The 26,035-nt window shown below is 72.1% G+C and carries 23 protein-coding genes; 11 read left to right on the top strand and 12 right to left on the bottom strand.

Annotation, left to right across the window (positions count from 1 at the left end; genetic code table 11):
• Positions 1–55: 55 nt before the first annotated feature.
• From HTZ82_RS21805 to HTZ82_RS21795, 3 genes are read right to left on the bottom strand one after another with little or no spacing between them, the layout of a single operon-like run.
• Entirely contained in the window at positions 56–949 is an 894-nt protein-coding gene (locus HTZ82_RS21805) for a metal ABC transporter permease (protein WP_175411136.1), read from the bottom strand.
• A 2-nt stretch (positions 950–951) separates the two neighbouring features.
• Positions 952–1,716, bottom strand: a complete 765-nt coding sequence (locus tag HTZ82_RS21800) for a metal ABC transporter ATP-binding protein (protein ID WP_175411135.1) — start codon at positions 1,714–1,716, stop codon at positions 952–954.
• A gap of 49 nt (positions 1,717–1,765) precedes the next feature.
• Complete coding sequence (locus HTZ82_RS21795) at positions 1,766–2,788, bottom strand: metal ABC transporter substrate-binding protein (protein ID WP_175411134.1); 1,023 nt, start codon at positions 2,786–2,788, stop codon at positions 1,766–1,768.
• Between the two features lie 142 nt (positions 2,789–2,930).
• On the opposite strand from HTZ82_RS21795, the gene HTZ82_RS21790 reads away from it, so the two are divergent.
• The 5 genes from HTZ82_RS21790 to HTZ82_RS21770 all read left to right on the top strand — a co-directional run bounded on the left by HTZ82_RS21790 (position 2,931) and on the right by HTZ82_RS21770 (position 10,930).
• Positions 2,931–4,313: a glycine--tRNA ligase gene (locus tag HTZ82_RS21790; protein WP_175411133.1), complete on the top strand. Its 1,383-nt coding sequence runs from the start codon at positions 2,931–2,933 to the stop codon at positions 4,311–4,313.
• A gap of 236 nt (positions 4,314–4,549) precedes the next feature.
• Complete coding sequence (locus tag HTZ82_RS21785; protein WP_175411132.1) at positions 4,550–4,735, top strand: DUF6243 family protein; 186 nt, start codon at positions 4,550–4,552, stop codon at positions 4,733–4,735.
• Positions 4,736–4,830: 95 nt separating this feature from the next.
• The gene (gene dusB, locus HTZ82_RS21780) at positions 4,831–5,967 is read left to right on the top strand and encodes a tRNA dihydrouridine synthase DusB (protein WP_175411131.1); all 1,137 of its coding nucleotides are present in this window, start codon (positions 4,831–4,833) and stop codon (positions 5,965–5,967) included.
• Between the two features lie 591 nt (positions 5,968–6,558).
• On the top strand, positions 6,559–9,270 hold the full coding sequence (gene ppdK / locus HTZ82_RS21775; protein ID WP_175411130.1) for a pyruvate, phosphate dikinase: 2,712 nt from the start codon (positions 6,559–6,561) through the stop codon (positions 9,268–9,270).
• A gap of 625 nt (positions 9,271–9,895) precedes the next feature.
• A complete protein-coding gene (locus HTZ82_RS21770; protein WP_175411129.1) occupies positions 9,896–10,930 on the top strand; it encodes a helix-turn-helix transcriptional regulator in 1,035 nt (344 codons plus the stop codon).
• Here HTZ82_RS21770 and HTZ82_RS21765 read toward each other — a convergent pair.
• Positions 10,900–12,057 carry an alkaline phosphatase PhoX gene (locus HTZ82_RS21765; RefSeq protein ID WP_175411128.1) on the bottom strand — a complete coding sequence of 386 codons (1,158 nt, stop codon included), beginning with the start codon at positions 12,055–12,057 and terminating at the stop codon, positions 10,900–10,902. The two genes, HTZ82_RS21770 and HTZ82_RS21765, sit on opposite strands and share 31 nt — an antisense overlap.
• A gap of 326 nt (positions 12,058–12,383) precedes the next feature.
• On the opposite strand from HTZ82_RS21765, the gene HTZ82_RS21760 reads away from it, so the two are divergent.
• Positions 12,384–12,812, top strand: a complete 429-nt coding sequence (locus HTZ82_RS21760) for a VOC family protein (RefSeq protein WP_175411127.1) — start codon at positions 12,384–12,386, stop codon at positions 12,810–12,812.
• A gap of 64 nt (positions 12,813–12,876) precedes the next feature.
• On the opposite strand, the gene nirD is transcribed toward HTZ82_RS21760, so the two are convergent.
• From nirD to HTZ82_RS21745, 3 genes are read right to left on the bottom strand one after another with little or no spacing between them, the layout of a single operon-like run.
• Positions 12,877–13,203 carry a nitrite reductase small subunit NirD gene (gene nirD, locus HTZ82_RS21755; RefSeq protein WP_175411126.1) on the bottom strand — a complete coding sequence of 109 codons (327 nt, stop codon included), beginning with the start codon at positions 13,201–13,203 and terminating at the stop codon, positions 12,877–12,879.
• Entirely contained in the window at positions 13,200–15,722 is a 2,523-nt protein-coding gene (nirB, locus tag HTZ82_RS21750) for a nitrite reductase large subunit NirB (protein WP_175411125.1), read from the bottom strand. Before nirB ends, nirD begins: the two co-directional genes overlap by 4 nt.
• 1 nt (position 15,723) lies before the next feature.
• The gene (locus tag HTZ82_RS21745; RefSeq protein ID WP_175411124.1) at positions 15,724–16,908 is read right to left on the bottom strand and encodes an NAD(P)/FAD-dependent oxidoreductase; all 1,185 of its coding nucleotides are present in this window, start codon (positions 16,906–16,908) and stop codon (positions 15,724–15,726) included.
• A 140-nt stretch (positions 16,909–17,048) separates the two neighbouring features.
• Here HTZ82_RS21745 and HTZ82_RS21740 point away from each other — a divergent pair, with 140 nt between their 5' ends.
• Positions 17,049–17,828, top strand: a complete 780-nt coding sequence (locus HTZ82_RS21740) for a TSUP family transporter (RefSeq protein ID WP_175411123.1) — start codon at positions 17,049–17,051, stop codon at positions 17,826–17,828.
• Positions 17,829–17,850: 22 nt separating this feature from the next.
• On the opposite strand, the gene HTZ82_RS21735 is transcribed toward HTZ82_RS21740, so the two are convergent.
• Entirely contained in the window at positions 17,851–18,486 is a 636-nt protein-coding gene (locus HTZ82_RS21735; protein ID WP_175411122.1) for a class F sortase, read from the bottom strand.
• Between the two features lie 280 nt (positions 18,487–18,766).
• Complete coding sequence (locus tag HTZ82_RS21730) at positions 18,767–19,345, bottom strand: hypothetical protein (RefSeq protein WP_175411121.1); 579 nt, start codon at positions 19,343–19,345, stop codon at positions 18,767–18,769.
• A 219-nt stretch (positions 19,346–19,564) separates the two neighbouring features.
• Here HTZ82_RS21730 and HTZ82_RS21725 point away from each other — a divergent pair, with 219 nt between their 5' ends.
• The 3 genes from HTZ82_RS21725 (at position 19,565) to HTZ82_RS21715 (ending at position 21,184) form a co-directional block, all read left to right on the top strand.
• On the top strand, positions 19,565–20,263 hold the full coding sequence (locus HTZ82_RS21725) for an NADPH-dependent FMN reductase (RefSeq protein WP_175411120.1): 699 nt from the start codon (positions 19,565–19,567) through the stop codon (positions 20,261–20,263).
• Between the two features lie 97 nt (positions 20,264–20,360).
• Positions 20,361–20,711, top strand: a complete 351-nt coding sequence (gene cutA, locus HTZ82_RS21720; RefSeq protein ID WP_175411119.1) for a divalent-cation tolerance protein CutA — start codon at positions 20,361–20,363, stop codon at positions 20,709–20,711.
• The gene (locus HTZ82_RS21715) at positions 20,708–21,184 is read left to right on the top strand and encodes a gamma-glutamylcyclotransferase family protein (protein ID WP_175411118.1); all 477 of its coding nucleotides are present in this window, start codon (positions 20,708–20,710) and stop codon (positions 21,182–21,184) included. The genes cutA and HTZ82_RS21715 overlap by 4 nt, the downstream gene beginning before the upstream one ends.
• Here the strand turns inward: HTZ82_RS21715 and HTZ82_RS21710 are convergent.
• From HTZ82_RS21710 to HTZ82_RS21700, 3 genes are all read right to left on the bottom strand, one after another.
• Positions 21,144–23,225 carry a molybdopterin oxidoreductase family protein gene (locus HTZ82_RS21710; RefSeq protein WP_175411117.1) on the bottom strand — a complete coding sequence of 694 codons (2,082 nt, stop codon included), beginning with the start codon at positions 23,223–23,225 and terminating at the stop codon, positions 21,144–21,146. The genes HTZ82_RS21715 and HTZ82_RS21710 overlap by 41 nt on opposite strands.
• A gap of 122 nt (positions 23,226–23,347) precedes the next feature.
• Positions 23,348–24,034 (bottom strand): vancomycin high temperature exclusion protein, encoded by a 687-nt coding sequence (locus HTZ82_RS21705; protein WP_175411116.1) that lies wholly within the window; start codon positions 24,032–24,034, stop codon positions 23,348–23,350.
• A 61-nt stretch (positions 24,035–24,095) separates the two neighbouring features.
• Positions 24,096–24,848, bottom strand: a complete 753-nt coding sequence (locus tag HTZ82_RS21700; RefSeq protein WP_217624423.1) for an aquaporin — start codon at positions 24,846–24,848, stop codon at positions 24,096–24,098.
• A gap of 286 nt (positions 24,849–25,134) precedes the next feature.
• Between HTZ82_RS21700 and HTZ82_RS21695 the strand changes: the two genes are divergently transcribed.
• Positions 25,135–25,908 (top strand): sirohydrochlorin chelatase, encoded by a 774-nt coding sequence (locus HTZ82_RS21695; RefSeq protein WP_175411115.1) that lies wholly within the window; start codon positions 25,135–25,137, stop codon positions 25,906–25,908.
• The last annotated feature ends 127 nt before the right edge of the window (positions 25,909–26,035 follow it).

Genomic DNA, 26,035 nt, shown 5'->3' with positions numbered 1-26,035 from the left:
TCGGGCCATTCTGCCAGGCCCCTCAGCGGGGCCCGACAGCCGTGACAGCCGTGATTCAGACCCTGACGTCGTCCGCGCCGTCCGGGACGGCTCGCACGCGCCGGTCGTACGCCTCCGCGGCAGCCTCGGCCGCCCGGGCGCGGCGCCGGGCCAGTGGCGCGGCGAGGGCGGTCATCACCACGAACACCGCGATGGCCAGCAGTACGATCGTCGCACCCGGCGGCACCTCCTGGTAGTACGTGACGACGGTGCCGGTCAGCGAGACCGCCGTACCGATCACGACCGCCACCGCGAACGTCGCGCGGAAGCTCCGCGTGAGCTGCTGGGCCGCCGCCACCGGCACCACCATCAGCGCGCTCACCAGCAGCAGCCCGACCACCCGCATGGCGACCGTGACGGTCACCGCCGCGGTCACCGCGACCAGCAGGTTCAGGGTGCGCACCGGCAGCCCGGTCACCCGGGCGAACTCCTCGTCCTGGCTGATCGCGAAGAGCTGCCGGCGCAGCCCCAGCGAGACCGCCACCACGAACGCCGCGAGCAGGCAGATCGCCGTCACGTCCTCCTCCGAGACCGTCGCCAGCGAGCCGAACAGATAGCTGACCAGCTTGGCGTTGGACCCGGTGTCGGAGAGGTTCATCAGCAGCACGCCGCCCGCCATGCCGCCGTAGAACAGCAGCGCGAGCGCGATGTCGCCGCGCGTCCTGCCGTACGTACGGATCAGCTCCATCGCGACCGCGCCGACGACGGAGACCAGCGCGGCCATCCACACCGGGTTGGCCGACAGCAGGAAGCCGAGGCCGACACCGGTCAGGGCGACATGGCCGATCCCGTCGCCCATCAGGGCCTGCCGGCGCTGCACCAGGTGGATCCCGACGGCGGGCGCGGTGATGCCGACCAGCAGGGCGGCGATCAGCGCGCGCTGCATGAAGGGGAGGTCGAGGATTTCCATGGTCAGGTCAGCAGTCCCGTGCGGAGCGGCTCGTCGGCCGCGTGCGGATGTACGTGGTCGTGGCCGGGCAGGGCATGCTGCCCGACGGCCTCGGGCGGCGGCCCGTCGTGGACCACGCAGCCGTCGCGCAGCACGACCGCGCGGTTGATCAGCGGCTCCAGCGGGCCCAGCTCGTGCAGCACCAGCAGCACGGTCGTACCGCCCGCGACCTGCTCCCGCAGGGTCGCCGCGAGCACCTCCTGGCTGGCCAGGTCGACACCCGCCATCGGCTCGTCCATGATCAGCAGCTCGGGCTCGGAGGCCAGCGCCCGCGCGATCAGCACCCGCTGGTGCTGGCCCCCGGAGAGCGCCGACACCGAGTCCTTGGCCCGGTCGGCGAGACCGACCAGCTCGATGGCCCGCTCCACGGCGGCCCGGTCGGCGCGGGACGGCCACCTCAGCTTCGTACGGGACAGCCGGCCCGACGACACGACCTCGCGGACCGTCGCGGGCACCCCGCTCGCGGCGGTGGTGCGCTGCGGTACGTAGCCGACCCGCGCCCAGTCGCGGAACCGGCTCAGGTGGGTGCCGAACAGGGACACCGAGCCGCCGGTGAGCGGCACCTGGCCGATGACCGAGCGGACGGCGGTGGACTTGCCCGAGCCGTTCGCGCCGAGCAGCGACACGACCTCGCCGCGGCGGACGGTGAAGTCCACGCCGCGCAGCACGGGGCGGGCGCCGAGCGCGGCCGTCGCCGCCTCGACCGAGATGACGGGCTCGGTGGTCACCGTGCCTCCAGGGGGTGTGCGGGGCGGGAGGGCCGGGCTGTTCCGCAGGTCACTTGGCGCCGAGCGCCTTCTGCAGCGCGACGAGGTTGGACTCCATGACCTCGATGTAGTCGGCGCCCTTGGACTTCTTCGTGATTCCCTCCAGCGGGTCCAGGACGTCCGTCTTCAGGCCGGTGTCCTTGGCGAGGGTCTTCGCGGTCTTGTCGCTGGCGAGCGTCTCGAAGAAGACGGTGCTGACGTTGTCCTTCTTCGCGACGTCCTGGAGCTGCTTGATGCGGGCGGGGCTGGGCTCGGACTCGGGGTCGAGACCGGCGATGCCCTCCTGGTCGAGCTTGTAGCGCTCGGCGAGGTAGCCGAAGGCGGAGTGCGTGGTGATGAACGTGCGGGTGGTGGTGTTCTTGAGGCCCTGGTCGAACTTGGTGTGCAGGGCGTCGAGCTTCTTCACCAGCTCGTCGGTGTTCTTCTTGTACGCGGCCGCGTTGTCCGGGTCGGCCTTGGCGAGGGAGTCGCCGACGCCCTTGGCGACCTCGGCGTACTTCACCGGGTCCAGCCAGATGTGGGGGTCGGCCCCGGCATCCTCGTGCCCGTGTTCGTCGGCGTGTTCGTCAGCGTGCTCCGCGTGCTCGCTCGCCGTCTCGCCTTCGTGGCCCTCGTGTCCTTCGTGGCCGTCGACCTCGGCGCCGTGGTCTTCGAGGGTGGTGAGGGTGGCCGCGTCGACCTTGTTCTTGACGTCCGCCTGCTGGATCGCGTCGTCGACCGCGGGCTGGATGCCCTTGAGGTAGAGAATGTAGTCGGCCTCACCGAGTTCGCCGACCTGTCGGGCGGTGAGTTCCAGGTCGTGCGGTTCGGCGCCCGGCTTCGTGAGGGTGGTGACGGAGACGTGGTCGCCGCCTATCTGCTCGGCCAGGAACTGCATAGGGTAGAACGACGCCACCACGTCCAGTTTGCCGTCCTTGCCGCTCTTGTCCTTCCCGGTCGCACCCGAGGAGCCGCCGCAGGCGGAGAGGGTGACGAGACCGAGGAGGGCGGCGCCGGTGGCGGCGGTGGCGGATATGGAGCGTCGTACGTTCATGACACTCATTTTCAACTTTTCTGGAAACGATTGTCAACAAGGGTCCCAAGTGGCCTGAGCCACCCACCGATTTGATCCGGAGGGTGCACGCGCCGCTAATCTGAGGCATTCGCTTCGCCGTCGTCGTAATGAAGAGAGCACCGTGGCCGCCGACAAGATCGACACCATCGTCAGCCTGAGCAAGCGCCGTGGCTTCGTCTACCCCTGCAGTGAGATCTACGGCGGCCAGCGCGCCGCCTGGGACTACGGGCCGCTCGGCGTCGAGCTGAAGGAGAACATCAAGCGCCAGTGGTGGCGCTACATGGTCACCTCCCGTGAGGACGTCGTCGGCATCGACTCGTCGGTGATCCTGGCCTCCGAGGTGTGGGAGGCCTCCGGCCACGTCGCGACCTTCACCGACCCGCTCACCGAGTGCACCTCCTGCCACAAGCGCTTCCGCGCGGACCACCTGGAGGAGGCGTACGAGGAGAAGCACGGCCGCCTGCCCGAGAACGGCCTCGCCGACCTGAACTGCCCCAACTGCGGCAACAAGGGCACGTTCACCGAGCCCAAGCAGTTCTCCGGCCTGCTCTCCACCCACCTCGGCCCGACCCAGGACTCCGGCTCCGTCGCCTACCTGCGCCCCGAGACCGCCCAGGGCATCTTCACCAACTTCGGCCAGGTGCAGCAGACCTCGCGCAAGAAGCCGCCGTTCGGCATCGCGCAGATGGGCAAGTCCTTCCGTAACGAGATCACTCCGGGCAACTTCATCTTCCGCACCCGCGAGTTCGAGCAGATGGAGATGGAGTTCTTCGTCAAGCCGGGCGAGGACGAGACGTGGCACGAGTACTGGATGGAGCAGCGCTGGAACTGGTACACCGGCCTGGGTCTCCGTGAGGAGAACATGCGCTGGTACGAGCACCCGAAGGAGAAGCTCTCCCACTACTCGAAGCGCACCGCCGACATCGAGTACCGCTTCCGCTTCGGCGGCAGCGAGTGGGGCGAGCTGGAGGGTGTCGCCAACCGCACCGACTACGACCTCTCGGCCCACGCCAAGGCGTCCGGCACCGACCTGTCGTTCTTCGACCAGGACGCCGGCGAGCGCTGGACCCCGTACGTGATCGAGCCGGCCGCCGGTGTGGGCCGCACCATGCTGGCCTTCCTGCTCGACGCGTACGTCGAGGACGAGGCGCCCAACGCCAAGGGCAAGATGGAGAAGCGCACCTCGCTGCGGCTCGACCACCGCCTCGCCCCCGTCAAGGTCGCGGTCCTGCCGCTCTCCCGCAACCCGGAGCTGTCGCCCAAGGCCAAGGGCCTCGCCGCCGACCTGCGGCAGAACTGGAACATCGAGTTCGACGACGCGGGCGCCATCGGCCGCCGCTACCGTCGCCAGGACGAGATCGGCACGCCGTACTGCGTCACCGTCGACTTCGACACCCTCGAGGACAACGCGGTCACGGTCCGCGAGCGTGACTCGATGAAGCAGGAGCGCGTCTCTCTCGACCAGATCCAGGGCTACCTCGCCGCGCGTCTGATCGGCTGCTGACGTACCACGCCGTACCACGCCGTACCCCGAGAAGCCCCCGGTTCCGCAGCGGAACCGGGGGCTTCTCGGGGTGATGTCGGCGGAAAACCGGATGCCCTGACCGGTGAGGGCGCGCTAGCGTCGCCCTCATGTCCTCCTTCCTCCCGATCTACGAGTGAGAGCGCGCCGGGCCTTCTGACGCCCATGGCGCCCTGCAGAGACCTTTCGGACGACTTCTCACCCTTGAGGGAGACCCCATGGCCAAGAGCCGCAACAACCTGCTCGGCGTGGGCGGGCAGCGCAAGAAGCTGTCCCGCGGCGACCGGGGCCAGAGCTCCGCCCCTCCCCGCGCCGCCGGCAGCACGGCAGACGGCGGTGACGCGAAGCAGGAGCTGCTGCGCAAGATGCGAGAGCGCACCCGTGCGCCGGAGCAGAACAGCTGAACAGCTGACATCGACACCCGACCCTGATGTGTGGGCCCCGGCCGCCGCTTCCGAGGCGGCCGGGGCCCACGCGCACGTACGGGACAATGGGGGGCATGACCGCGTTCAGCCCCCTCTCCATCGGCCCGCACACCGTGCAGCCGCCGGTGGTGCTCGCCCCGATGGCCGGTATCACCAACGCCCCGTTCCGCACCCTCTGCCGGGAGTTCTCCGGCGGCAAGGGGCTGTTCGTGAGCGAGATGATCACGACCCGGGCGCTGGTCGAGCGCAACGAGAAGACCATGCAGCTCATCCACTTCGACGAGACGGAGACGCCCCGGTCGATCCAGCTCTACGGAGTGGACCCGGTCACGGTCGGCAAGGCGGTCCGGATGATCGTGGACGAGGACCTCGCCGACCACATCGACCTGAACTTCGGCTGCCCGGTGCCGAAGGTGACCCGCAAGGGCGGCGGCTCCGCGCTGCCGTACAAGCGGCCGCTGCTGCGGGCGATCCTGCACGAGGCGGTGACCAACGCCGGGGACCTGCCGGTCACGATGAAGATGCGCAAGGGCATCGACGACGACCACATCACGTACCTCGACGCGGGGCGGATCGCCGTCGAGGAGGGCGTGACCGCGATCGCCCTGCACGGGCGCACCGCCGCCCAGCACTACGGCGGCACGGCCGACTGGGACGCCATCGCCCGGCTGAAGGAGCATGTGCCGGAGGTGCCGGTGCTCGGCAACGGCGACATCTGGTCGGCGGACGACGCCCTGCGGATGATGCGCGAGACCGGCTGCGACGGCGTGGTCGTGGGCCGCGGCTGCCTCGGCCGGCCGTGGCTCTTCGGCGACCTCGTGGCCGCCTTCGAGGGCACGGGCACGGCGGCGACGCCGACGCTGCGGCAGGTCGCGGACGTGATGGTGCGCCACGCGCGGCTGCTGGGGGAGTGGATCGGGGACGAGTCGCGGGGCGTCATCGACTTCCGCAAGCACGTGGCCTGGTACCTGAAGGGCTTCGCGGTCGGCTCGGAGATGCGAAAGCGCCTGGCCGTCACGTCGTCCCTGGACGAGCTGCGCGCTCAGTTGAGCGAGCTGGACCTGGACCAGCCGTGGCCCACCGGCGCCGACGGCCCACGCGGCCGGACATCCGGAAACAACCGGGTCGTCCTCCCGGACGGCTGGCTGAAGGACCCGTACGACTGCTCCGCCGTCAGCGCGGAGGCCGAACTGGACACCTCCGGGGGGTGAGGGCGGCACGCCGTCGGTCCGCCCCGAGTCGGCGGACGGAGTCCGCCGCAGCCGTCCCGAAGCCTGTGAGGCCCCTGGGCCGAGCAGTGCGAGGGCGGCGTCGAGGATTGGGTCCCGTACGACTGCTCCGCCGTCAGCGCGGAGGCCGAACTGGACACCTCCGGGGCTGATCCCGGGGCTTCTGGGGGCCCTGAGGGGCCCCTCAGGGCGCGTCCGGATCGTGGGATTCCGGGCCCCGCGACGGCGTGATTCTCGCCACCCTTGATCGGGGTTGCGCTCAGATGAGCGTGTAATGGGCGGGTGTACTTCTCAAATGATGGCACTGAGTGCCACTCATTTTGCGTTCAAGAGTTGAAGGCAAGTGTGCGGGGTGCACGCTCAGATGAGCGGTCTTTGGGGGCTTCTTGACCATGTCGGTTCAAGGGGTGAACCTTCCGCCGCCCTGACAGAAACCGCCGCGTAACTTTCGATCTGCTGGCGGACGGGTGGTTAACCCCCTATGACGGGTAGGCGTACGTACCCAGAAGCCTTCGATCTGGGTATGTTCCTCGCCGTCAGGGCAGCCACGTCGTCCTCGAGGAGTCGAGACCCGTGTCGGAAAACAAAGATCAGAAGTTCGTGTACGACTTCACCGAGGGCAACAAGGACCTCAAGGACCTTCTCGGTGGTAAAGGCGCCAACCTCGCCGAGATGACCAACCTCGGTCTCCCGGTGCCTCCGGGCTTCACGATCACCACCGAAGCGTGCAAGGTCTACCTGGAGAGCGGCTCCGAGCCCGCCGAGCTGCGCGACGAGGTGAGTGCGCACCTCGACGCCCTCGAGCGGAACATGGGCAAGAAGCTCGGCCAGGCCGACAACCCGCTCCTCGTCTCCGTCCGCTCCGGCGCCAAGTTCTCCATGCCGGGCATGATGGACACCGTCCTCAACATCGGACTCTCCGACACGTCCGTCGAGGGCCTGGCCAAGCAGTCCGGCGACGAGCGCTTCGCCTGGGACTCCTACCGCCGCCTCATCCAGATGTTCGGCAAGACCGTCCTCGGTGTCGACGGCGAGCTCTTCGAGGACGCCCTCGACGAGGCGAAGCAGGCCAAGAAGGTCACGGTCGACACCGACCTGGAGGCCGCCGACCTCAAGAAGCTCGTCAAGCACTTCAAGAAGATCGTCAAGGCCGAGGCCGGCCGCGACTTCCCGCAGGACCCGCGCGAGCAGATGGACCTGGCCATCAAGGCCGTCTTCGACTCCTGGAACGGCGACCGCGCCAAGCTGTACCGCCGCCAGGAGCGCATCCCGCACGACCTCGGCACCGCCGTCAACATCTGCTCCATGGTGTTCGGCAACCTCGGCCCCGACTCCGGCACCGGTGTCGCCTTCACCCGCGACCCCGCCTCCGGCCACCAGGGCGTCTACGGCGACTACCTGCAGAACGCCCAGGGCGAGGACGTCGTCGCCGGCATCCGCAACACCGTGCCGCTCGCCGACCTGGAGTCGATCGACAAGAAGTCGTACGACCAGCTCATGGGCATCATGGAGACGCTGGAGAACCACTACAAGGATCTCTGCGACATCGAGTTCACCATCGAGCGCGGCCAGCTCTGGATGCTCCAGACCCGAGTCGGCAAGCGCACCGCCGGTGCCGCCTTCCGGATCGCCACGCAGCTCGTCGACCAGGGCCTCATCGACGAGGCCGAGGCGCTCCAGCGCGTCAACGGCGCGCAGCTCGCCCAGCTCATGTTCCCGCGCTTCGACGAGAACGCGAAGGTGGAGAAGGTCGCGCGCGGTATCGCCGCGTCGCCCGGCGCCGCGGTCGGCAAGGCGGTCTTCGACTCGTACACCGCCGTCAAGTGGTCCCGGTCCGGCGAGAAGGTCATCCTCATCCGCCGGGAGACCAACCCCGACGACCTCGACGGCATGATCGCGGCCGAGGGCATCCTGACCTCGCGCGGCGGCAAGACCTCGCACGCCGCCGTCGTCGCCCGCGGCATGGGCAAGACCTGTGTCTGCGGCGCCGAGGAGCTGGAGGTCGACACCAAGCGCCGCCGTATGACGGTGCCCGGCGGGCACGTCGTGGAGGAGGGCGACGTCGTCTCCATCGACGGCTCCACCGGCAAGGTGTACCTCGGTGAGGTACCCGTCGTACCGTCGCCGGTCGTCGAGTACTTCGAGGGCCGGATGCACGCGGGCGCCGACGACGCCGACGAGCTGGTCCAGGCCGTCCACCGGATCATGGCCTACGCGGACCGCGTCCGCCGGCTGCGGGTGCGCGCCAACGCCGACAACGCCGAGGACGCCCTGCGCGCCCGCCGGTTCGGCGCCCAGGGCATCGGCCTGTGCCGCACCGAGCACATGTTCCTCGGCGACCGCCGCCAGTACGTCGAGCGGCTCATCCTCGCCGACACCGACAGCGAGCGCGAGGAGGCCCTGGAGCAGCTCCTGCCGCTGCAGAAGAGCGACTTCGTCGAGCTGTTCGAGGCGATGGACGGCCTGCCGGTGACGGTCCGCCTCCTGGACCCGCCGCTGCACGAGTTCCTGCCCGACATCACCGAGCTGTCGGTGCGCGTCGCGCTCGCGGAGTCCCGCAAGGAGCCGCACGAGAACGAGCTGCGCCTGCTCCAGGCCGTGCACCGGCTGCACGAGCAGAACCCGATGCTGGGTCTGCGCGGTGTCCGCCTCGGTCTGGTCATCCCCGGCCTGTTCACCATGCAGGTGCGGGCGATCGCCGAGGCCGCGGCCCAGCGGATCGAGGCCAAGGGCGACCCGCGCGCCGAGATCATGATTCCGCTGGTCGGCACGGTGCAGGAGCTGGAGCTGGTCCGCGAGGAGGCCGAGCAGGTCATCGCCGAGGTGCAGCAGCGCACCGGCGTCGAGCTGAAGCTGGCGCTCGGCACCATGATCGAGCTGCCGCGCGCCGCCGTGACCGCCGGGCAGATCGCGGAGGCCGCCGAGTTCTTCTCCTTCGGCACCAACGACCTCACGCAGACCGTGTGGGGCTTCTCGCGGGACGACGTGGAGGCCAGCTTCTTCACGGCGTACCTGGAGAAGGGCATCTTCGGCGTCAGCCCGTTCGAGACGATCGACAAGGACGGCGTGGGCTCGCTGGTGCGCAGCGCGGTCCAGTCCGGGCGGGCGACCCGCCCCGACATCAAGCTCGGCGTCTGCGGCGAGCACGGCGGCGACCCGGAGTCGGTGCACTTCTTCCACGAGGTGGGTCTGGACTACGTGTCCTGCTCGCCGTTCCGGATCCCGGTAGCGCGTCTGGAGGCCGGCCGCGCGGCCGCCCAGTCCTCCGGCAGCGACAGCCGCTGAGCCACCGGCCGTTCGAGTCGACGGCCGCCGATCCGGCGGCTGTCCACCGGCCGCTGACGCGGCCCGCCGTATCCGCGGCGTAACCCCCCGGCCACCGGAGCCGCCGTCTGTCACCCGACCCTCACCGATCGGCGGCGGCTCCGGTACCACGAAACGGGGCGGACACCTTGTGCGGAGGTGTCCGCCCCGTGCTCTTTTGTCCCCGGTCGACTTCCGGCGGAAATGTAAGTTCCTGTTGAATCAAGACCGTTTGAATTCCCGGCAAGTTGAAGTCCGGACTTTTTACGGACGGGTCACATCGCGTCAATTCCCGGGCTTGGTGCCCGCAAACAACGGGCGGAGCGCGGCCACCGGATCCCCACCCGCCGACCGCGCCCCATTACCCCTGCCAGACAGGAGAGCCGCAACCTTTCAGGTCCGCCGCCGGGCGCGAGAAGCCCCCCACGGTCTTCCGACACGCCACCTCGGTCCTGAAGGTTTCCTGTCCGACGGCGTACAGCTTTTCGGTTCAGGGCCGCCGCCCGCGACGCGTTTCAAGTGTGGCTGAAATGCCGTGGTAACAACCTGTGATGGCATGCATACTCATCGGTGGGGGGTGATTGCGGATGCAACAGGTGGGGGTTCAGTGCTTCGTATACATTTCACCGGTGCCGATCTGGCCGGGGTCAGGATGGCGGCCCGGCCCGACGTGCTCTGGGAAACGGTTCTCAGCTTTCACCGTTTGCGGGACCGGCGCGGCGCCCTGGTCTACGGGGAATGGCGCTCCCAAACGCGGACGCGGCTGAACGGGGAAACGCGGCTGCTGGGCGCGCTCGTCCCGGCCCGGGGCTATTTCCCGGACTTCCTGACTCCGCCGCAGGGCCTGCACGGCCTCGACACGGCACTCGAAGCCGTACGGGAGACCCCGCCGGCCCGGCTCCACACCGAACTGGCGCTGCTCGCCGCCGAGCGCCCCGCCGCGGCCCCGCTGCCCTCCTGGACGGCGGCACTCGCGGAGGGCCGCCCGGAGGCCCTCAACCGCCTCCTGGGCGCCCTGCGCGGCTACCACCGGGCGGCCGTCGAGCCGTACTGGACGTACATCCAGGCACGCGTGGAGGCCGATCGGGCCGTGCGCGGCCGGGCGCTGCTCGACGGCGGCGCCGACGAACTGCTCGCCTCCCTGCCGCCGATGCTGCGCTGGCGCGCGCCCGTCCTGGAAGCCGACTACCCGGTCGACCGCGACCTGCGGCTCGACGGACGCGGGCTGCTGCTCCAGCCCTCGTACTTCTGCCGCGGCACCGCCGTGATGTACCGGGACCCGGAGCTGCCGCCGGTCCTCGTCTACCCGGTCACGCACACGGACGCCCCGGCCGCGTCCGGGGAGGTCTGCGGGTCGCCGCTCGGCCGGCTCGTCGGCCACACCCGCTCCGCCGTCCTGCGGGCCATAGGCCACGGCGGCACCACCAGCGAGCTGGCCCGCCGCGCCGGCGTCTCCCTCGCGTCGGCCAGCCAGCACGCGGGCGTCCTGCGCGACGCCGGCCTCGTGGTCACCCTGCGGCAGGGCAGCTCCGTGCTGCACACCCTGACGCCACTGGGCGCCGCCCTGCTGCACGGCGGCGCCCAGCCCGAGCTTCGGGAGCGGCCGCGCCGCTACGCGCGGAACGGCCCCGTCACCTCGTAGGTGATGCCGCCGGACGAGCTGCCGGTCGTGCCGCGCTGGCTGGAGAAGTACAGCCGCTTGCCGTCCGGCGAGAACGCCGGGCCGCAGATCTCGGAGCTCGACTGGCCGTTGATCCGCAGGAACGGCGCCACCACGTCGTCCGGCGTGATCAGGCAGATCTCCATGTTGCCGCCGTCCTCGGCGACGTACAGGTCGCCCGAGGACGCGCCGGTGACGTTGTCGACACCGGTGAGCGGGGCGGTGCCCGACACCAGCGAGTCGTCGTAGGCCAGCTCGTACGTGCTGCTCGCGAGGTTCAGCTGCCAGACGCGGTTGTCGCCCTTGGTGGTGAACCAGACGGTGTCGTTGGCGTAGTGGCAGCCCTCGCCGCCGTTGAACCGCTTCGCGCCGGAGACCTGCTTGCGGGTCGCCGTCGGGGACCCGTCCGGGTCGGGCACGGTCGCCCAGGTGAAGCTGCCGGACGTGCCCGAGCCGGCCTTGAGTACCTGGAGGGTGCCGGACGACAGATCGCCCCAGGTGCTCGGGACGAACCGGTAGAAGCAGCCGTCCGACGCGTCCTCGGTCAGGTACACCACCTTGCGGACCGGGTCGGCGGCGGCCGCCTCGTGGTTGAACCGGCCCATGGCGGCGCGGCGGACGGCGGAGTTCACACCCCACGGGTCGGTCTCGTACACGTACCCCGAGCTGACCTCCTCGCAGGACAGCCAGGTGTTCCACGGCGTCGCGCCGCCCGCGCAGTTGCGGTTGGTGTTGGAGAGGATGCGGTAGGCGCTGGTGATGGTGCCGGACGAGTCGAACCTGATGGCGCTCGCCCCGCCGGTGCTGGAGATCTCCGAGTTGGAGACGTAGATCCAGCCCGAGCCGTCGGCGAAGCACGCGCCGCCGTCGGGGGCGCTGTGCCACTTGTAGGAGGTGGAGCCGACGTTCTGGCCGGAGCGGGCTATGACCCGGCTGGTGAAGCCGGCCGGGAGCTGGATGCCGTTGGCGTCCGCGGCGCCGAGCGCACCGTACGGGCCGGGGCCGGGCTGGGCGGGGGCCGCGTAGGCCGCGCCCTGCATCAGGGTGTAGCCGAAGGCCGCTGCGGTGCCGCCGGCGACCGCTCCACGCAGGAAACTGCGACGTTCCACTGTCACTCCAGAGGGGTGTCGTGACGCCCCGCCGCACCGTGCGGCGACGGGGTCGCGCGATGCCGGAACCTATGAGTCCCGGATTGACGGTGCGTCAACGACCGATGAAGGGGAAGCGGCGTGCGTCGGTCAGCTCTCAAGGAGCTCCTTGAGCGCGGCCGGCCGCTCGCTCCAGACCTCCGGCCGGTGGAGCCCATGCGGACGACGCTGGATCGGAGGACCGGGCGTCGCAACGCGGGAAAAGATCTTCCCGGCCGGCGATGAGTTCTGCCGGGGCCCCCGGTCTACCCCTGCGTAAGCGACACACCGGATGGAGAGAACCCGCCATGACCGCTCAGATGATCTTCGTGAACCTGCCCGTGAAGGACCTGGAGGCGTCCAAGGCCTTCTGGACGAAGCTCGGCTACTCCTTCAACCCGGAGTTCACCGACGAGAACGGCGCCTGTCTGGTCTTCAGCGACACGATCTTCGCGATGCTGCTGACCGAGCCGTTCTTCAAGAGCTTCACGAAGAAGGAGGTGGCGGACGCGTCCACCAGCACCGAGGCCATCATCGCGCTCAGCGCCGAGAGCCGCGCCAAGGTCGACGAGCTCGTCGACGCGGCCCTCGCCAACGGCGGCGCCCCGTCCAACGAGCCCCAGGAGTACGGGGACTGGATGTACGGCCGGTCCTTCCAGGACCCGGACCACCACCTGTGGGAGGTCGTCTGGATGGACGTCGACAAGATGCGTGCGGCACAGCAGTCCGAGGGCTGAGCCTCAGCCCGTCCGGCAGGGCGGGGGCAGCGGCCCCCGCCCCGGAACCCGAGCCGTCCGTCGGCTAGGCCGTCCGTACCGGGTACACCGCCACCGTCACCTCGTCGTCGTCCAGGCACCGCCCCGTCTCCAGGTCGAAGCGCTGCTTCAGCAGCGGCGACGCCACGAACGTCCGGCCGTCCGCCGAGCCGATCAGGCCCCGCGACAGCACCTGGGCGCCCGTGAACGGGTCCCGGTTGTCGATCGCGTACAGCTTCCCCGACCGGTCACGGAACAGTGCCGCCTGCCGGCCGTCCGGCAGCAGGGCCGCCATGCCGCGGCCCGGCGTCAGCGCGTCCATGTCGCACACCGTCAGCCAGCTCCCGTCGACGGGGGAGAGTTCGAGCTTCATCGGGCGGTGACCCCTTCCAGGGTGAGGACCGTCAGGTCGGGCTTGATCTGGTCCCGCTCCGGCATGAACCGCACCGACGGGTCCGGTGTCTCCGGGGCGTTCACGAAGGACACGAACCGGCGCAGCCGCTCCGGGTCCTGAAGCGTCTCGGCCCACTCGTCGCGGTACCGCGCCACATGCCGGGCCATCAGCGCGTCCAGCTCGTCGCCGATGCCCAGAGAGTCCTCGACCACGACCTCCCGTACGTGGTCGAGACCGATCCGCTCCACCCACGGCGCCGTACGCTCCAGGCGCTCCGCCGTGCGGATGTAGTACATGAGGAACCGGTCGATCAGCCGGATCAGCTCGGCGTCGGACAGGTCCTTGGCCAGCAGGTCCGCGTGGCGCGGCGTCGCGCCGCCGTTGCCGCCGACGTACAGGTTCCAGCCGTTGGCCGTGGCGATGACGCCGAAGTCCTTCGACTGGGCCTCCGCGCACTCGCGCTGACAGCCGGACACCGCCGACTTCAGCTTGTGCGGCGCCCGCAGCCCCCGGTAGCGCAGCTCCAGGTCGATCGCCATGCGCACCGAGTCCTGCACGCCGTACCGGCACCAGGTCTGCCCCACGCAGGACTTCACGGTCCGCAGCGCCTTGCCGTACGCGTGCCCCGACTCGAAGCCCGCGTCCACGAGCCGCGCCCAGATCGCCGGGAGCTGCTCGACGCGCGCTCCGAACATGTCGATCCGCTGACCGCCCGTGATCTTCGTGTAGAGCCCGAAGTCCCGGGCCACCTCACCGATCACGATGAGCTTCTCCGGCGTGATCTCACCGCCGGGGATGCGCGGCACGATCGAGTACGAGCCGTTCTTCTGCATGTTGGCGAGGAAGTGGTCGTTGGTGTCCTGCAGCGCCGCCTGCTCGCCCTCCAGGATGTAGCCGTGCGACAGGGACGCCAGGATCGAGGCGACCACCGGCTTGCAGATCTCGCAGCCCTCGCCGCCCCTGGCCGCCTCCCGCCCGTACCGGTCGAGGAGTTCGGCGTACGACGTGATCCGCAGCACCTGCACGATCTCGTACAGCTCCTGGCGCGTCTTGGCGAAGCACCCGCACAGGCCGCCGTCGCCGCTCTTCGGCAGGAGCTGCTGGATGACCTTGACGCAACTGCCGCAGCCCGTACCGGCCTTGGTGCACTTCTTCACCTCGGGCAGCGTGGTGTGCTCGCAGATCGCGCCCTTGGTCACATTGTGGCAGGAGCAGATCACCGCGTCGTCCGGCAGCGCCTCCGGGCCCAGCGCCACCGGCGCGCCCGCGCCCGCCGGCAGCACCAGCTGCTCGGGCGAGACCGGCGGCACCGACCCGGTCAGCGGCCGCAGCATCCCGTACGAGTCGGCGTCGCCGACCAGCACACCGCCCAGCAGCGCGCCCTCCGGCGACACGACCAGCTTCTTGTAGATCCCGGCCCGCGAGTCCGCGTACACGACGTCCAGGCAGCCCTCGGCCGTGCCGTGCGCGTCACCGAACGACGCCACGTCCACGCCCAGCAGCTTCAGCTTCGTCGACAGGTCCGCACCGGTGAACGCCGACTCCTGCCCCGCGATCGTGTCCGCCGCCGTCAGCGCCATCTCGTAGCCCGGCGCCACCAGGCCGTACACGCGGCCGTCCGCCGCGAGCGCGCACTCGCCGATCGCGAACACCGCCGGGTCCGACGTACGGCACTGCTCGTCGACCTTGACGCCGCCGCGCTCCCCGACCTCCAGGCCGCAGTCGCGGGCGAGCTGGTCGCGGGGGCGGACACCGGCCGAGAACACCACCAGGTCCGTGGCGAGCTCGGAGCCGTCCGACAGCCTCATCCCGGTGACCGCGCCGTCCTCACCGACGACGACCTCCTGCGTGCCGACACCGGTGTGGACCTGGAGGCCCATGCCCTCGATGGTGCGCAGCAGCGCCGCGCCGCCGCCCTCGTCGACCTGCACCGGCATCAGCCGGGGCGCGAACTCCACGATGTGCGCGTCCAGGCCGAGGCCCTTGAGCGCGCCCGCCGCCTCCAGGCCCAGCAGACCGCCGCCGACGACCGCGCCGGTCGTCGAGTTCTTCGCGTACTCCTCGATCGCGAGGAGGTCCTCGATCGTGCGGTAGACGAAACAGCCCGTCGCGTCCTTGCCCGGCACGGGAGGCACGAAGGGGTACGAGCCGGTCGCCAGGACCAGCGTGTCGTACGCGAACGTGGCGCCCGACCGAGCCGTCACCGTGCGGGCCGCGCGGTCGACGGCGACCGCCGGGTCGTCGGTGTGCAGCTCGATGCCGTGCTCCGCCATGAAGCCGTCGGGCACCATCGACAGGTCGTCGGGCGTCCTGCCGGAGAAGTACGAGGTGAGCTGGACCCTGTCGTACGCGGGACGGGGCTCCTCGCACAGGACGACCACCCGCGCCCGCTCGGTCGTGCCGCGCTCGGCGAGTGCCTCCAGGAAGCGCTGGCCGACCATGCCGTGGCCGACGAGGACGATGGTGGGCGTGTTCGCAGCCCCGGGCGTGTTCGGCATGTCAGGAGCCTCCGTCATGGGTGAGCAGGTGGAGCAGGGGCGCGTCCGGGAGGGCCTCGTCGCCCTCCCACGCCCGGGCGAGCGTCCCGACCGCACCGAGGTCGCCCAGCAGGACGCCGCCGACCAGGCGGTCGCCGCGGACGACGACCTTCCGGTACGCCCCGCGGGTCGCGTCGGCCAGCTGGACCGTGTCGTCGCCCGGCTGCGGTACCGCGTCGCCGAACGCGGCGAGTTCGAGGGCGTCCAGGCTGAGGCGGGTCAGGGCGCGGGTGCCGCGGTAGGCGGCGGTGCCGCCCGTCAGCAGGTCCGCGAGGACGTCGGCCTGCTCCAGGGCGGCACCCGCCAGGCCGTAGAGCCGGCCGTCGTGCTCGGCGCAGTCACCGACGGCGTGGATGTACGGGTCGGAGGTGCGCAACTCGTCGTCCACGACGATGCCGCGCCGCACGTCCAGGCCCGCCTCCAGGGCGAGGCCCACCCGCGGGCGCACCCCGCACGCCACCACGACGAGGTCCGCGTCCAGCACGAACCCGTCGGCCAGTTCGACGGCCCTGACGGCGCCGTCCTCGACCTTCAGGCCGCGCACCCGGCACTCGGTGTGCACCTCGACCCCGAGGTCGGCGGCCAGGTGGTGGCGGAGCAGTCGCGACGCGTTCGCGTCGAGCTGGCGCTCCATGAGGTGCTCGCCCTGCTGGGCCAGCATCACGTCGGCGCCTCTGGCCGCCAGGGCGCGGGCGGCGGAGACCCCGAGGAGGCCGCCGCCGATCACCACGGCCCGCGCCCCGGGGCGTACCAGCGCGTCCAGGGCCAGACAGTCGTCGAGCGTGCGGAACGCGTGCACCCCTGCGGGCAGCCTGCCGGTGCCGGCCAGGCCGCGCAGGGGCGGCAGCACCGGGTTGGAGCCGGTGGCCAGAACCAGCCGGTCGTATGCGACCCGGGTGCCGTCGTCGCAGTGCACCTCGCGGGCCTCCCGGTCGACGCGGGTGACGCGTACACCGCGCCGCACCGCCGCGCCCCGGGGTGCGGGGAGGGCGATGACCTCGGGCCCGTACCGGCCGGCCAGGACGTCCGCGAGCAGCACCCTGTTGTAGGGGGCGTGCGGCTCCTCGCCGAGCAGGGTGACGGGCAGCCGCTCGGCGAGGCGTGCGCCCGCCGTACCTCCGCCGACCACCACGATCCGTGAACTCATGTCCAGCAGCGTGCGTCGGCGGTGTTACCCGGCGGGATCCCGTTTGTTTCACGGGAGGAAAGCTGACCTCAGCGGGGAGCGGCGGGGGGCGTGAGGGGCTGCCGCCCACGCCCCCGCGCTCGGGTCATAGGGTCATGCGCATGCCGGACATCTCGCTCACCGCCCTCGTGCTGCTCTGCCTCGCCGCGCTCCTGGCGGGCTGGATCGACGCCGTGGTGGGCGGCGGCGGGCTGCTGCTCCTGCCGGCGCTGCTGCTGGGCGTGCCGCAGGTCCCGGCGGCCCAGTGCCTCGGCACCAACAAGGCGGTGGCCATCGTCGGCACGACCGGCGCCGCCGTCACATACGTGCGCAAGGCGCCGGTGCAGGTGTGGACGGCCGTACGGATCGGGCTGGCCGCGCTGGCCGGGTCGATGGGCGGGGCGTTCTTCGCGGCGGGGATCAGCAGCGAGGTGCTGAGGCCGGTCATCCTGGCCGTCCTGGTGGGCGTCGCGGCCTTCGTGCTGCTGCGGCCCTCCTTCGGGACCGGGCACGCGCCCGACGGGCCGGTGCGGCGGGCCCGGGTGGTCACCGCGATCGTGCTGGTGGGCGGCGGGATCGGCTTCTACGACGGGCTGTTCGGGCCGGGCACGGGTACGTTCCTGGTGCTGGCGCTCACGGCGGTACTCCACCTGGACCTGGTGACCGCGTCGGCCACGGCCAAGGTCGTCAACGTGTGCACGAACGCGGGGGCGCTGGCGATGTTCGCGTACCAGGGCAACGTGCTGTGGCGGCTGGCGGCGCTGATGGCCGTGTTCAACCTGGCGGGCGGGACGCTGGGGGCGCGGACGGCGCTGCGGAAGGGCGCGGAGTTCGTGCGCGGGGTGCTGCTGGTGGTCGTGTTCTCGCTGGTGGTGAAGCTGGCGTTCGACCAGTGGGGGTAGGTCGTGTCCGGGGGGCGGTCCGTCACCGGGCGCCGATGAGGTGGGCGTACGCGACGACGTTGCCCTGGTAGCCGCTCTTCGGCGAGAACGCGCCGCCGCAGGTGATCACGCGCAGCTCGGCGCGGTCGGCCCGCCCGTACACCTTGTCGTCGGGGAAGGCGTCGTTGTCGTACACCTCGACCGCGTCGACCGTGAACACCGCCGTGCGCCCGTCGAGCCGGGCGACCTCGATCCGGTCGCCCTTCTTCAGGGAGCCGAGCGCGTAGAAGACGGCCGGGCCCTGGGCGTTGTCGACATGGCCGGCCATGATCGCCGTGCCGAGGGCGCCCGGCGGGGTGCCGTCCTTGTACCAGCCGGCCACGTTGCGGTGGCCGGCGGGCGGGACGTCCAGGCTGCCGTCGGGGCCGAGGCCGAGCCGGATGACCGGGGCGTCGACGCCGATGCGCGGGATGCGGACGCGTACGGGTGCGGAGGCGGGGAGCGGTTCGGCGGCCGCCGACGTGTGCCACCCGGGTCCGGCGGCGAACGCCTCGGCGGCGGACGGGACCGGCGGCGTGACCTCGGCGGAGCCGCTCTGCACCAGCCACAGGCCGACGCACGCCGCCACGGCTATGCCCCAGCCCTTGCTGCGGGCCGGCGACTCGACGGGACTGCTCATGCGGTCGTCCTCCGGTGCGGGGCCCTGGAATCGGGGCCCCCGGACGTCGGTACGGGGTCCCCCCGCCCCCGCCGCCGTCTCGGGGGCCGCGCGGCGGGGGCGGGGAGCTGGTGGGGGCGCGGGGGCCGGGGCTGGACCTGGGGGCCGGTGGCCGGCTCGGTGGCCGGGGGCCGGGACCTTGGGAGTGCCGGTGCCCACGCCCGGGGGCGTCAGCCGCCTGGGCCTGTGAGCTGCTCGGGCGCGTCAGTCGGCGGGGCCGGCCCGTCGGTCGCCCGGTCGGTCAGCCGCCCTGGCCGCCGTTCGCCCGGCGGCGCAGCAGCCACGCGCCACCGCCCGCGGCCGCCAGGAGCACCGCCACGCCGGCCGCGACCCGGGTGGTGTCCGGGCCGACGCTGCCGCCCACGCCGGTCTTCACATGACCGCGCGGCCCGTCGTGCTCCTGGTGGTGGGGCGGCTCGTGGGTGGGGCGGTGGTGCTCGTGCCCGCCGCCACCGCCGTGCTTGACGACCAGGTCGCCGGTGGCGGTCTTGCCGTTGTCGCAGGCCACGCCGATGCCGTAACGGCCCGGCTTGGTGTGCTTCGGGACCTCGAACTGGCCGACCGCGAGCTCCTTGTGCGCGCCGGGCCGCAGCTTGAACTCGCCCGCGCCCAGCGCCTGCGCGTCGCCCACGCCGTGCCCCTTCGGCCCGCACGCCCGGGTGCTGACGGTGACGGTGGTGCCGGGGGAGGCGGTGGACGGGTTCACCTCCAGCGCCCCGAAGTCACCGGCGTACGCCGACGGCGCGGTGAGGGCGGAGAGGGCGCCGAGGCAGACGGCCGCGAGCGCGGTACCGGTCAGCGAGCGGGCAGTGGGGCGCATGGGGGGTCCTCCGGGCAGGCGCTTCGGGCGGGTGTGTCTGACTCCGAGGTAAGGCGCGAGCGCCGCGCTCCGCCTGCTGATGCCCCGTCAGGCAAGCTCGCATCCGGCCGTATCCGCGCAGGTCAGGGCGGTGACACGCGGTCAGGCGGAGGGCGTTCCGAATGGGTGACGTGATCGGCGCTTGACCTCAAGTTTGGTTGAGGTGTGAGGCTCCTGCGCATGGACCTCACCACGCATGAGACGCCCGCGAACCAGCCCGCGCCCGCCACGGAGGCCGCGCCCGCGCCCGCCACGGGGCCCGCGCCCGCCACGGAGCCCGCGGCCGCCACCGCCACGGAGGCCGCGCCCCTGCGGGTCGCCCTCATCCTCGGCAGCAACCGCGAAGGCCGCTTCGGCCCCGTCGTGGCCGACTGGTTCCTCTCCCGGATCCGTGAGCGCGACGACCTCACCGCCGACGTCGTCGACCTCGCCGAGACCGACCTCCCCACCGCCCTCTCCTTCAACCCCGCCCCCGCCGTCCGCGCCGAGCTCGGCAAGGTCAGCCCCCGCCTCGCCGCCGCCGACGCGTTCGTCGTCCTCACCCCCGAGTACAACCACTCCTTCCCCGCCGCCCTCAAGAGCCTCATCGACTGGCACTACCAGGAGTGGCAGGCCAAGCCCGTCGGCTTCGTCTCGTACGGCGGCGTGTCCGGCGGCCTGCGCGCGGTCGAGCAGCTCCGCCAGGTCTTCGCCGAGCTGCACAGCGTGACCGTCCGCGACACGGTCTCCTTCCACAACGCCGGCGCCCTCTTCGCCGACGACGGCACCCCCAAGGACCCCACGGGCCCCGACGCGGCCGCGAAGAAGCTCCTCGACCAGCTCGCCTGGTGGGGCGGCGCGCTGCGCACCGCCCGCACCGCCCACCCCTACGCGGCCTGAGGGCCGTATCGTCGAGCAGGGCACGCACGACGAACCGCCCGGCGGCGCACGGGGCGCACGCCGGGCTGTACGCGGCCCGGTTCGAAGGAGCGACGGCGTGACGAACGAGGCACAGGCCCGGAACACGGCACAGGCACTGACCGTACTGACCACCACCGACGCCGCGGCGAAGGCCGAGGCGCTGGCGAGAAGCGCGGTGGAGGCACGGCTCGCCGCCTGCGCGCAGATCAACGGGCCCGTGACCTCGGTCTACCGCTGGCAGGGTGCCGTCGAGACCGCCGAGGAATGGCAGGTGCTCTTCAAGACCGCCGATGACCGGTACGAGGCGCTGGAGGCGCACATCCGGCGGCACCACGACTACGAAACACCGGAGATCATCGCCGCACCGGTGGTGCGGGGAAGCGCCGGCTACCTGGAGTGGATCGCCGCGGAGACCGACCGGGCATGAGCGAGCTGCCGTTCTTCGTGTACGGGACGCTCCGCCCCGGCGAGCCCAACCACGACCGGTTCCTGAAGGGGCGCACGGCGGCCGAGGAGCCCGCCCGGCTGCCGTGCGCCGTCCTCCACGACGGCCCCGGCTACCCGTACGCCGTGCGCGGCGGCACCGGCGGCACCGGCGGCACCGGCGGCACCGGCGGCACCTGCGGCACCACCCACGTCGTCGGGGAGCTGGTGCACGCCGCGCCCGGCCGGTACGGGGAGCTGCTCTCCGTACTGGACCGCCTGGAGGAGTACCTGGGGCCGGGCCATCCGCTCAATCTGTACGAGCGGGAGGCCTGCGACGTCGTCCGCGTACGGGACGGGGCGACCGTCCGGGCCTGGGTGTACGTCGCGGCGCCCCGCGCCGCGCTCGGCGCGGTCATCGCGGGCGGCGACTGGCTCAGTCCCGGGCCGGTTCCAGACGTACCGCGCACACCTTGAACTCCGGCATCCGCGACGTCGGGTCGAGCGCCGGGTTCGTGAGCGTGTTGGCCCGGCCCTCGCCCGGCCAGTGGAACGGCATGAACACCGTGTCCGGGCGGATCGACGTCGTGATCCGGGCCGGCGCGACCGCCCGCCCGCGCCGCGACACCACCGCGACCCGCTCGCCCTCCGCCACGCCCAGCCGCTCCGCGAGCCGCGGGTGCAGCTCCACGAACGGCTCGGGCGCCGCGGCGGTCAGCTCCGCGACCCGCCGCGTCTGGGCGCCCGACTGGTACTGGGCGACGACCCGGCCCGTCGTCAGGACCACCGGGTACGCCTCGTCCGGCTCCTCGGCGGCCGGCCGGTGCGTGACCGGCACGAACCTGGCCCGCCCGTCCGGTGTCGCGAACCGGTCCAGGAACAGCCGCGGCGTACCCGGGTGCCCGGGGTCGGGGCACGGCCAGAAGACACCGTCCTCCTCCGCGATCCGCCGGTAGCTGATGCCCGAGTAGTCCGCGAGGCCGCCCGCCGACGCGCGGCGCAGCTCCTCGAAGACCTCCTCGGCGTCGGTCGGGAACCCCTTCTCCCAGCCGAGCAGCCCGGCGAGCCCGTGCAGGACCTCCAGATCGCTGCGGACCCCGTCGGGCGGGGTGATCGCCCGGCGGCGCAGCAGCACCCTGCCCTCCAGGTTGGTCATCGTCCCGGTCTCCTCGGCCCACTGCGTCACCGGAAGCACGACGTCCGCGAGCGCCGCCGTCTCCGACAGGACGACGTCCGCGACGGCCAGGAAGTCCAGCGACTTGAGCCGCTCCTCGATGTGCGCGGCGCGCGGCGCGGACACGACCGGGTTGGAGCCCATCAGCAGCAGCGCCTTCACGTCCTGGCCGAGCGCGTCGAGCAGTTCGTACGCGCTGCGCCCGGGTCCTGGCAGCGTCTCCGGGTCGACGCCCCAGACCGCCGCCACGTGGGCGCGGGCGGCCGGGTCGTCGAGCTTGCGGTAGCCGGGGAGCTGGTCGGCCTTCTGACCGTGCTCGCGGCCGCCCTGGCCGTTGCCCTGCCCGGTGAGGCAGCCGTACCCGGACAGCGGGCGGCCGGCGTGGCCGGTGGCCAGGCACAGGTTGATCCAGGCGCCGACCGTGTCGGTGCCCTTGGACTGCTGTTCGGGGCCGCGCGCGGTGAGCACCATGGCGTTCTCGGCGTCGCAGAACATCCGCACCGTCTCGCGCAGCTGCGGCACCGGCACGCCCGTGATCCGCTCGACGAGCGTCGGCCAGTGCGACATGACGGCGGCCCGCGCGTCGGCCCAGCCGGTGGTGCGCTCCTCGATGAACGCCTCGTCCGTGCGCCCCTCCGCGACCACCAGGTGCAGGAGTCCGAGCGCGAGCGCCAGGTCGGTGCCGGGGCGCGGCGCGATGTGCAGGTCGGCCTGCTCGGCGGTGCGGGTGCGGCGCGGGTCGACGACGATCAGTTTGCCGCCGTTCTCCTTCAGCTCCGTGAGGTAGCGCAGCGCCGGGGGCATGGTCTCGGCCAGGTTCGAGCCGACGAGGATCACGCACCCCGTGCGCGGGATGTCCTCCAGCGGGAACGGCAGCCCCCGGTCGACGCCGAACGCCTTGGTGTGCGCGGCCGCCGCGGACGACATGCAGAAACGGCCGTTGTAGTCGATCTGCGAGGTGCCGAGGACCAGCCGGGCGAACTTGCCGAGCGTGTACGCCTTCTCGTTGGTGAGCCCGCCGCCGCCGAACACCCCGACCCCGTCGGGCCCGTGCGTGTCGCGGGTGCGCCGCAGTCCGTCGGCGACGGTCCGCAGTGCCTCCTCCCAGGTGGCCGGTTCGAGCGCGCCTGTGGCGTGGTTTCGGATCAGCGGCCCGGTGAGCCGCACACGGGAGGAGAGCACGGCGGGTGCGGTACGTCCCTTACCGCACAGGGCACCCCGGTTGACGGGGAAGTCCGTGCGCTCCACGACGTCGACCCCGCCCTCCTGGGCGGGCCTGAGGTTCATCCCGCACTGAAGGGCGCAGTACGGGCAGTGCGTGGAGGTGGTGGCGGCGGCGAGCATGCCATCGAGCGTGCGACGTGTGTGTTACGCGCGAGGTCCGGCCGTATTACGCACGAGGTACGTCGGGCTCCGGGCGGCCGGCCGGAAGCCGTGAGCGCCGGGCTGTCGTGGCGCCGTGCGCGTCAGCCCGCCGAGGCGAGGGCCTCGTGGACGCCGCTCTCCTGGCGGCCCAGGAACGTCGGGTCCGGCTGGAACGCCGCGTCGAGCGCCGCCTTGCCGGCCGCCGCCAGCTCCCGTACGCCGCCGTAGTACCAGACGGAGTCGTGCGGCTCGGCGACCCCGACACCGTACGACTCGACGCCTGCCGCCTGGCAGAGGGCGACGGCCCGCCGGATGTGGAAGCCCTGCGTGACGAGGACCGCCCGGTCGACGCCGAAGATCTTCTTGGCGCGGACGCAGGAGTCCCAGGTGTCGAACCCGGCGTAGTCGCTGACGATGCGCGCGTCGGGCACGCCGCGCTCGGTCAGGTACGCGCGCATCGCGTCGGGCTCGTCGTACTCGGCGCGGCTGTTGTCGCCGGTGACGAGGACGACCTTCACCTTCCCGTCGCGATAGAGCGCGGCGGCCGTGTCGAGCCGGTGCGCCAGGTACGGGGTCGGGCGGCCCTTCCACAGCCCGGCGCCGAACACCACGGCGACCTCCCGCGCGGGCACGTCGGCGACGGCACGGAGGCGGCTGTCGGCGGCGGCGTGCATCCAGGTCGCCGGGGCGAGGGCCAGGACGCAGCCGAGCGCGGCGCCCTGCACCAGCCGCCGCTGCTTGCGCCGGGTGTCCGGCACCAGCGTGCGCAACCTGCCCCTGAACCCCATCGACGGACCCCTCCCTGTGGCATGTTCCACCTGCTCCGACGCGTACGGACGGGTGTGCGGTTCAGCAGGACGACTGTGACGTACGAGACGGGGGAGAGGTGCCGGGCGTGGGTGAGGCGCCGAACAGCAGCGCGGCCAGTACGGCACCCAGCAGCCCGCCCAGGAGCTGCGCGGCGATGAACCCGGGCAGCGAGCCGGGCGCGATCCCGGTGAACGAGTCGGTCAGCGAACGCCCCACCGTGGCGGCCGGGTTCGCGAACGACCCGGACGACGTGAACCAGATGGCGGCCCCGATGTACGCGGCCACCGCGAGCGGCGCGAGGCGGGCGCGGCCCAGCCGCTCCAGGCCCACGACCAGCAGGACGAGCCCGGCGGTCGCGACGGTCTCGCCCAGCAGCAGATGGCCGTCCGACCGCACCTGCGTCGACCACGACCAGCCTCCGGCCCGGCCGCCCGGCGCCCGCCCGAACATGGTCTCCGCGAGCAGCGCCCCGGCCGCCGCGCCCACCGGCTGCGCGAGGAGGTAGAGCGCGACCTCACGCCCCGGCACCCGGCTGCCGGCCCGGCGCCGCGACCACCAGGCGCACAGCGTGACCACCGGGTTGAGATGCGCCCCGGAGACCGGCCCGAGCAGGGCGATCAGCAGTCCGAGAGCGATCGCGGAGGCCAGCGAGTTGGCCAGCAGCCGCACCCCCACGTCGTCGCTGAGCGCCGCCGCCTGGATCCCGGACCCCACGACGGCCGCCACCAGCGCCCCCGTACCGACCAGTTCGGCGAGCACCCTGCGGTGCAGCACGTACGTCGTCCCTCCCAAGGAACCCCTCCCCACCCTCTGCGCAGATATCGAAGCTGCAATGGAAAATATATTCCGCGTTTCGAAAGTCGAGTACCGGGTAGGCGCACGCGTTTCGGGCGGACGCCGCGGAGGCGCCCACTGACGTCGCCGGGCCCCGCACGGTGAGCCGACCGAAAACGTCCGTCACCCCCGCGCAACGACCCCGCAACGTGCCCGCGTCAGGATCGACACCGAGGATCCCCACCCGCCACCACCCCTCCCCACCCCACCGCACCCCGCCCCCGACGGAACGAGCAGGCCGCCCATGAGCGCACCCCACCGGCCCCCCGCCCTGGTCGCCGTCGCCCACGGCAGCCGCGACCCCCGGGCCCTGCCCACCGTGTCCGCACTGCTCGACCAGGTCCGCGACCTGCGCCCCGGCCTGCCCGTACGGCTCGGCCACATCGAACTGAACGAGCCGTTGCTCACGGACACGCTGAGCGGTCTGCGGGACGGCACCGACGCCGTCCTGGTCCCGCTCCTCTTCGGCCGCGGCTACCACGTCAAGCACGACATCCCCGGCGCCGCCGACTCCGCCGCACCCCGGATCCGAGTCCGGGTCGCCGCCCCGCTCGGCCCGCACCCGCTGCTCGTGGACGCGCTCCACGACCGGCTCACCGAGGCCGGCTGGCGCACCGGGGCCCGCGCGAGCCGCACCGCCGGGGTCGTGCTGGCCGCCGCCGGATCCCGCGACCCCGACTCCGCCGCGGGCACGCGCCGCCTCGCCGCGCTGCTCAGCGAACGCCTCGGCGGCGTCCCCGTCACGGCGGCCTACGCGTCCGCCGCGTCCCCGACCGTCCCCGAGGCCGTACGGGAACTCACCGCCCGGGGCCGCACGCGGATCGCCGTGGCCTCCTGCTTCACCGCGCCCGGCCTGTTCGCCACGCGCAGCGCCGCGGCGGCGCCCTGGATCGCGGCGGAGCCCATCGGCCCGCACCCGGCGCTCGCCCGGCTCGTCCTGCACCGCTACGACCAGACGGTCGCCGCCTCCCTGACGGCGGCACCGGCACCGGCACCGCGCGCGTACGCGTCCGTCTGACGCACCGCATGCTTCACTCAGGTTTGCGGCGCGATGTCCGTGCCGGGTCACGTCGGCTGACCTGCTTGTCCGGCTGGGGGTCCGGGGGTTATCCCCGGGAAAGCGCAGCACTGTCACCCCGTGCGGT

The sequence above is a fragment of the Streptomyces sp. TRM64462 genome, assembly GCF_013362995.1.
Classification (GTDB): Bacteria; Actinomycetota; Actinomycetes; order Streptomycetales; family Streptomycetaceae; genus Streptomyces.
Note: the sequence above shows the minus strand (reverse complement) of the source record. Positions and strands in the feature narration are given on the sequence as shown.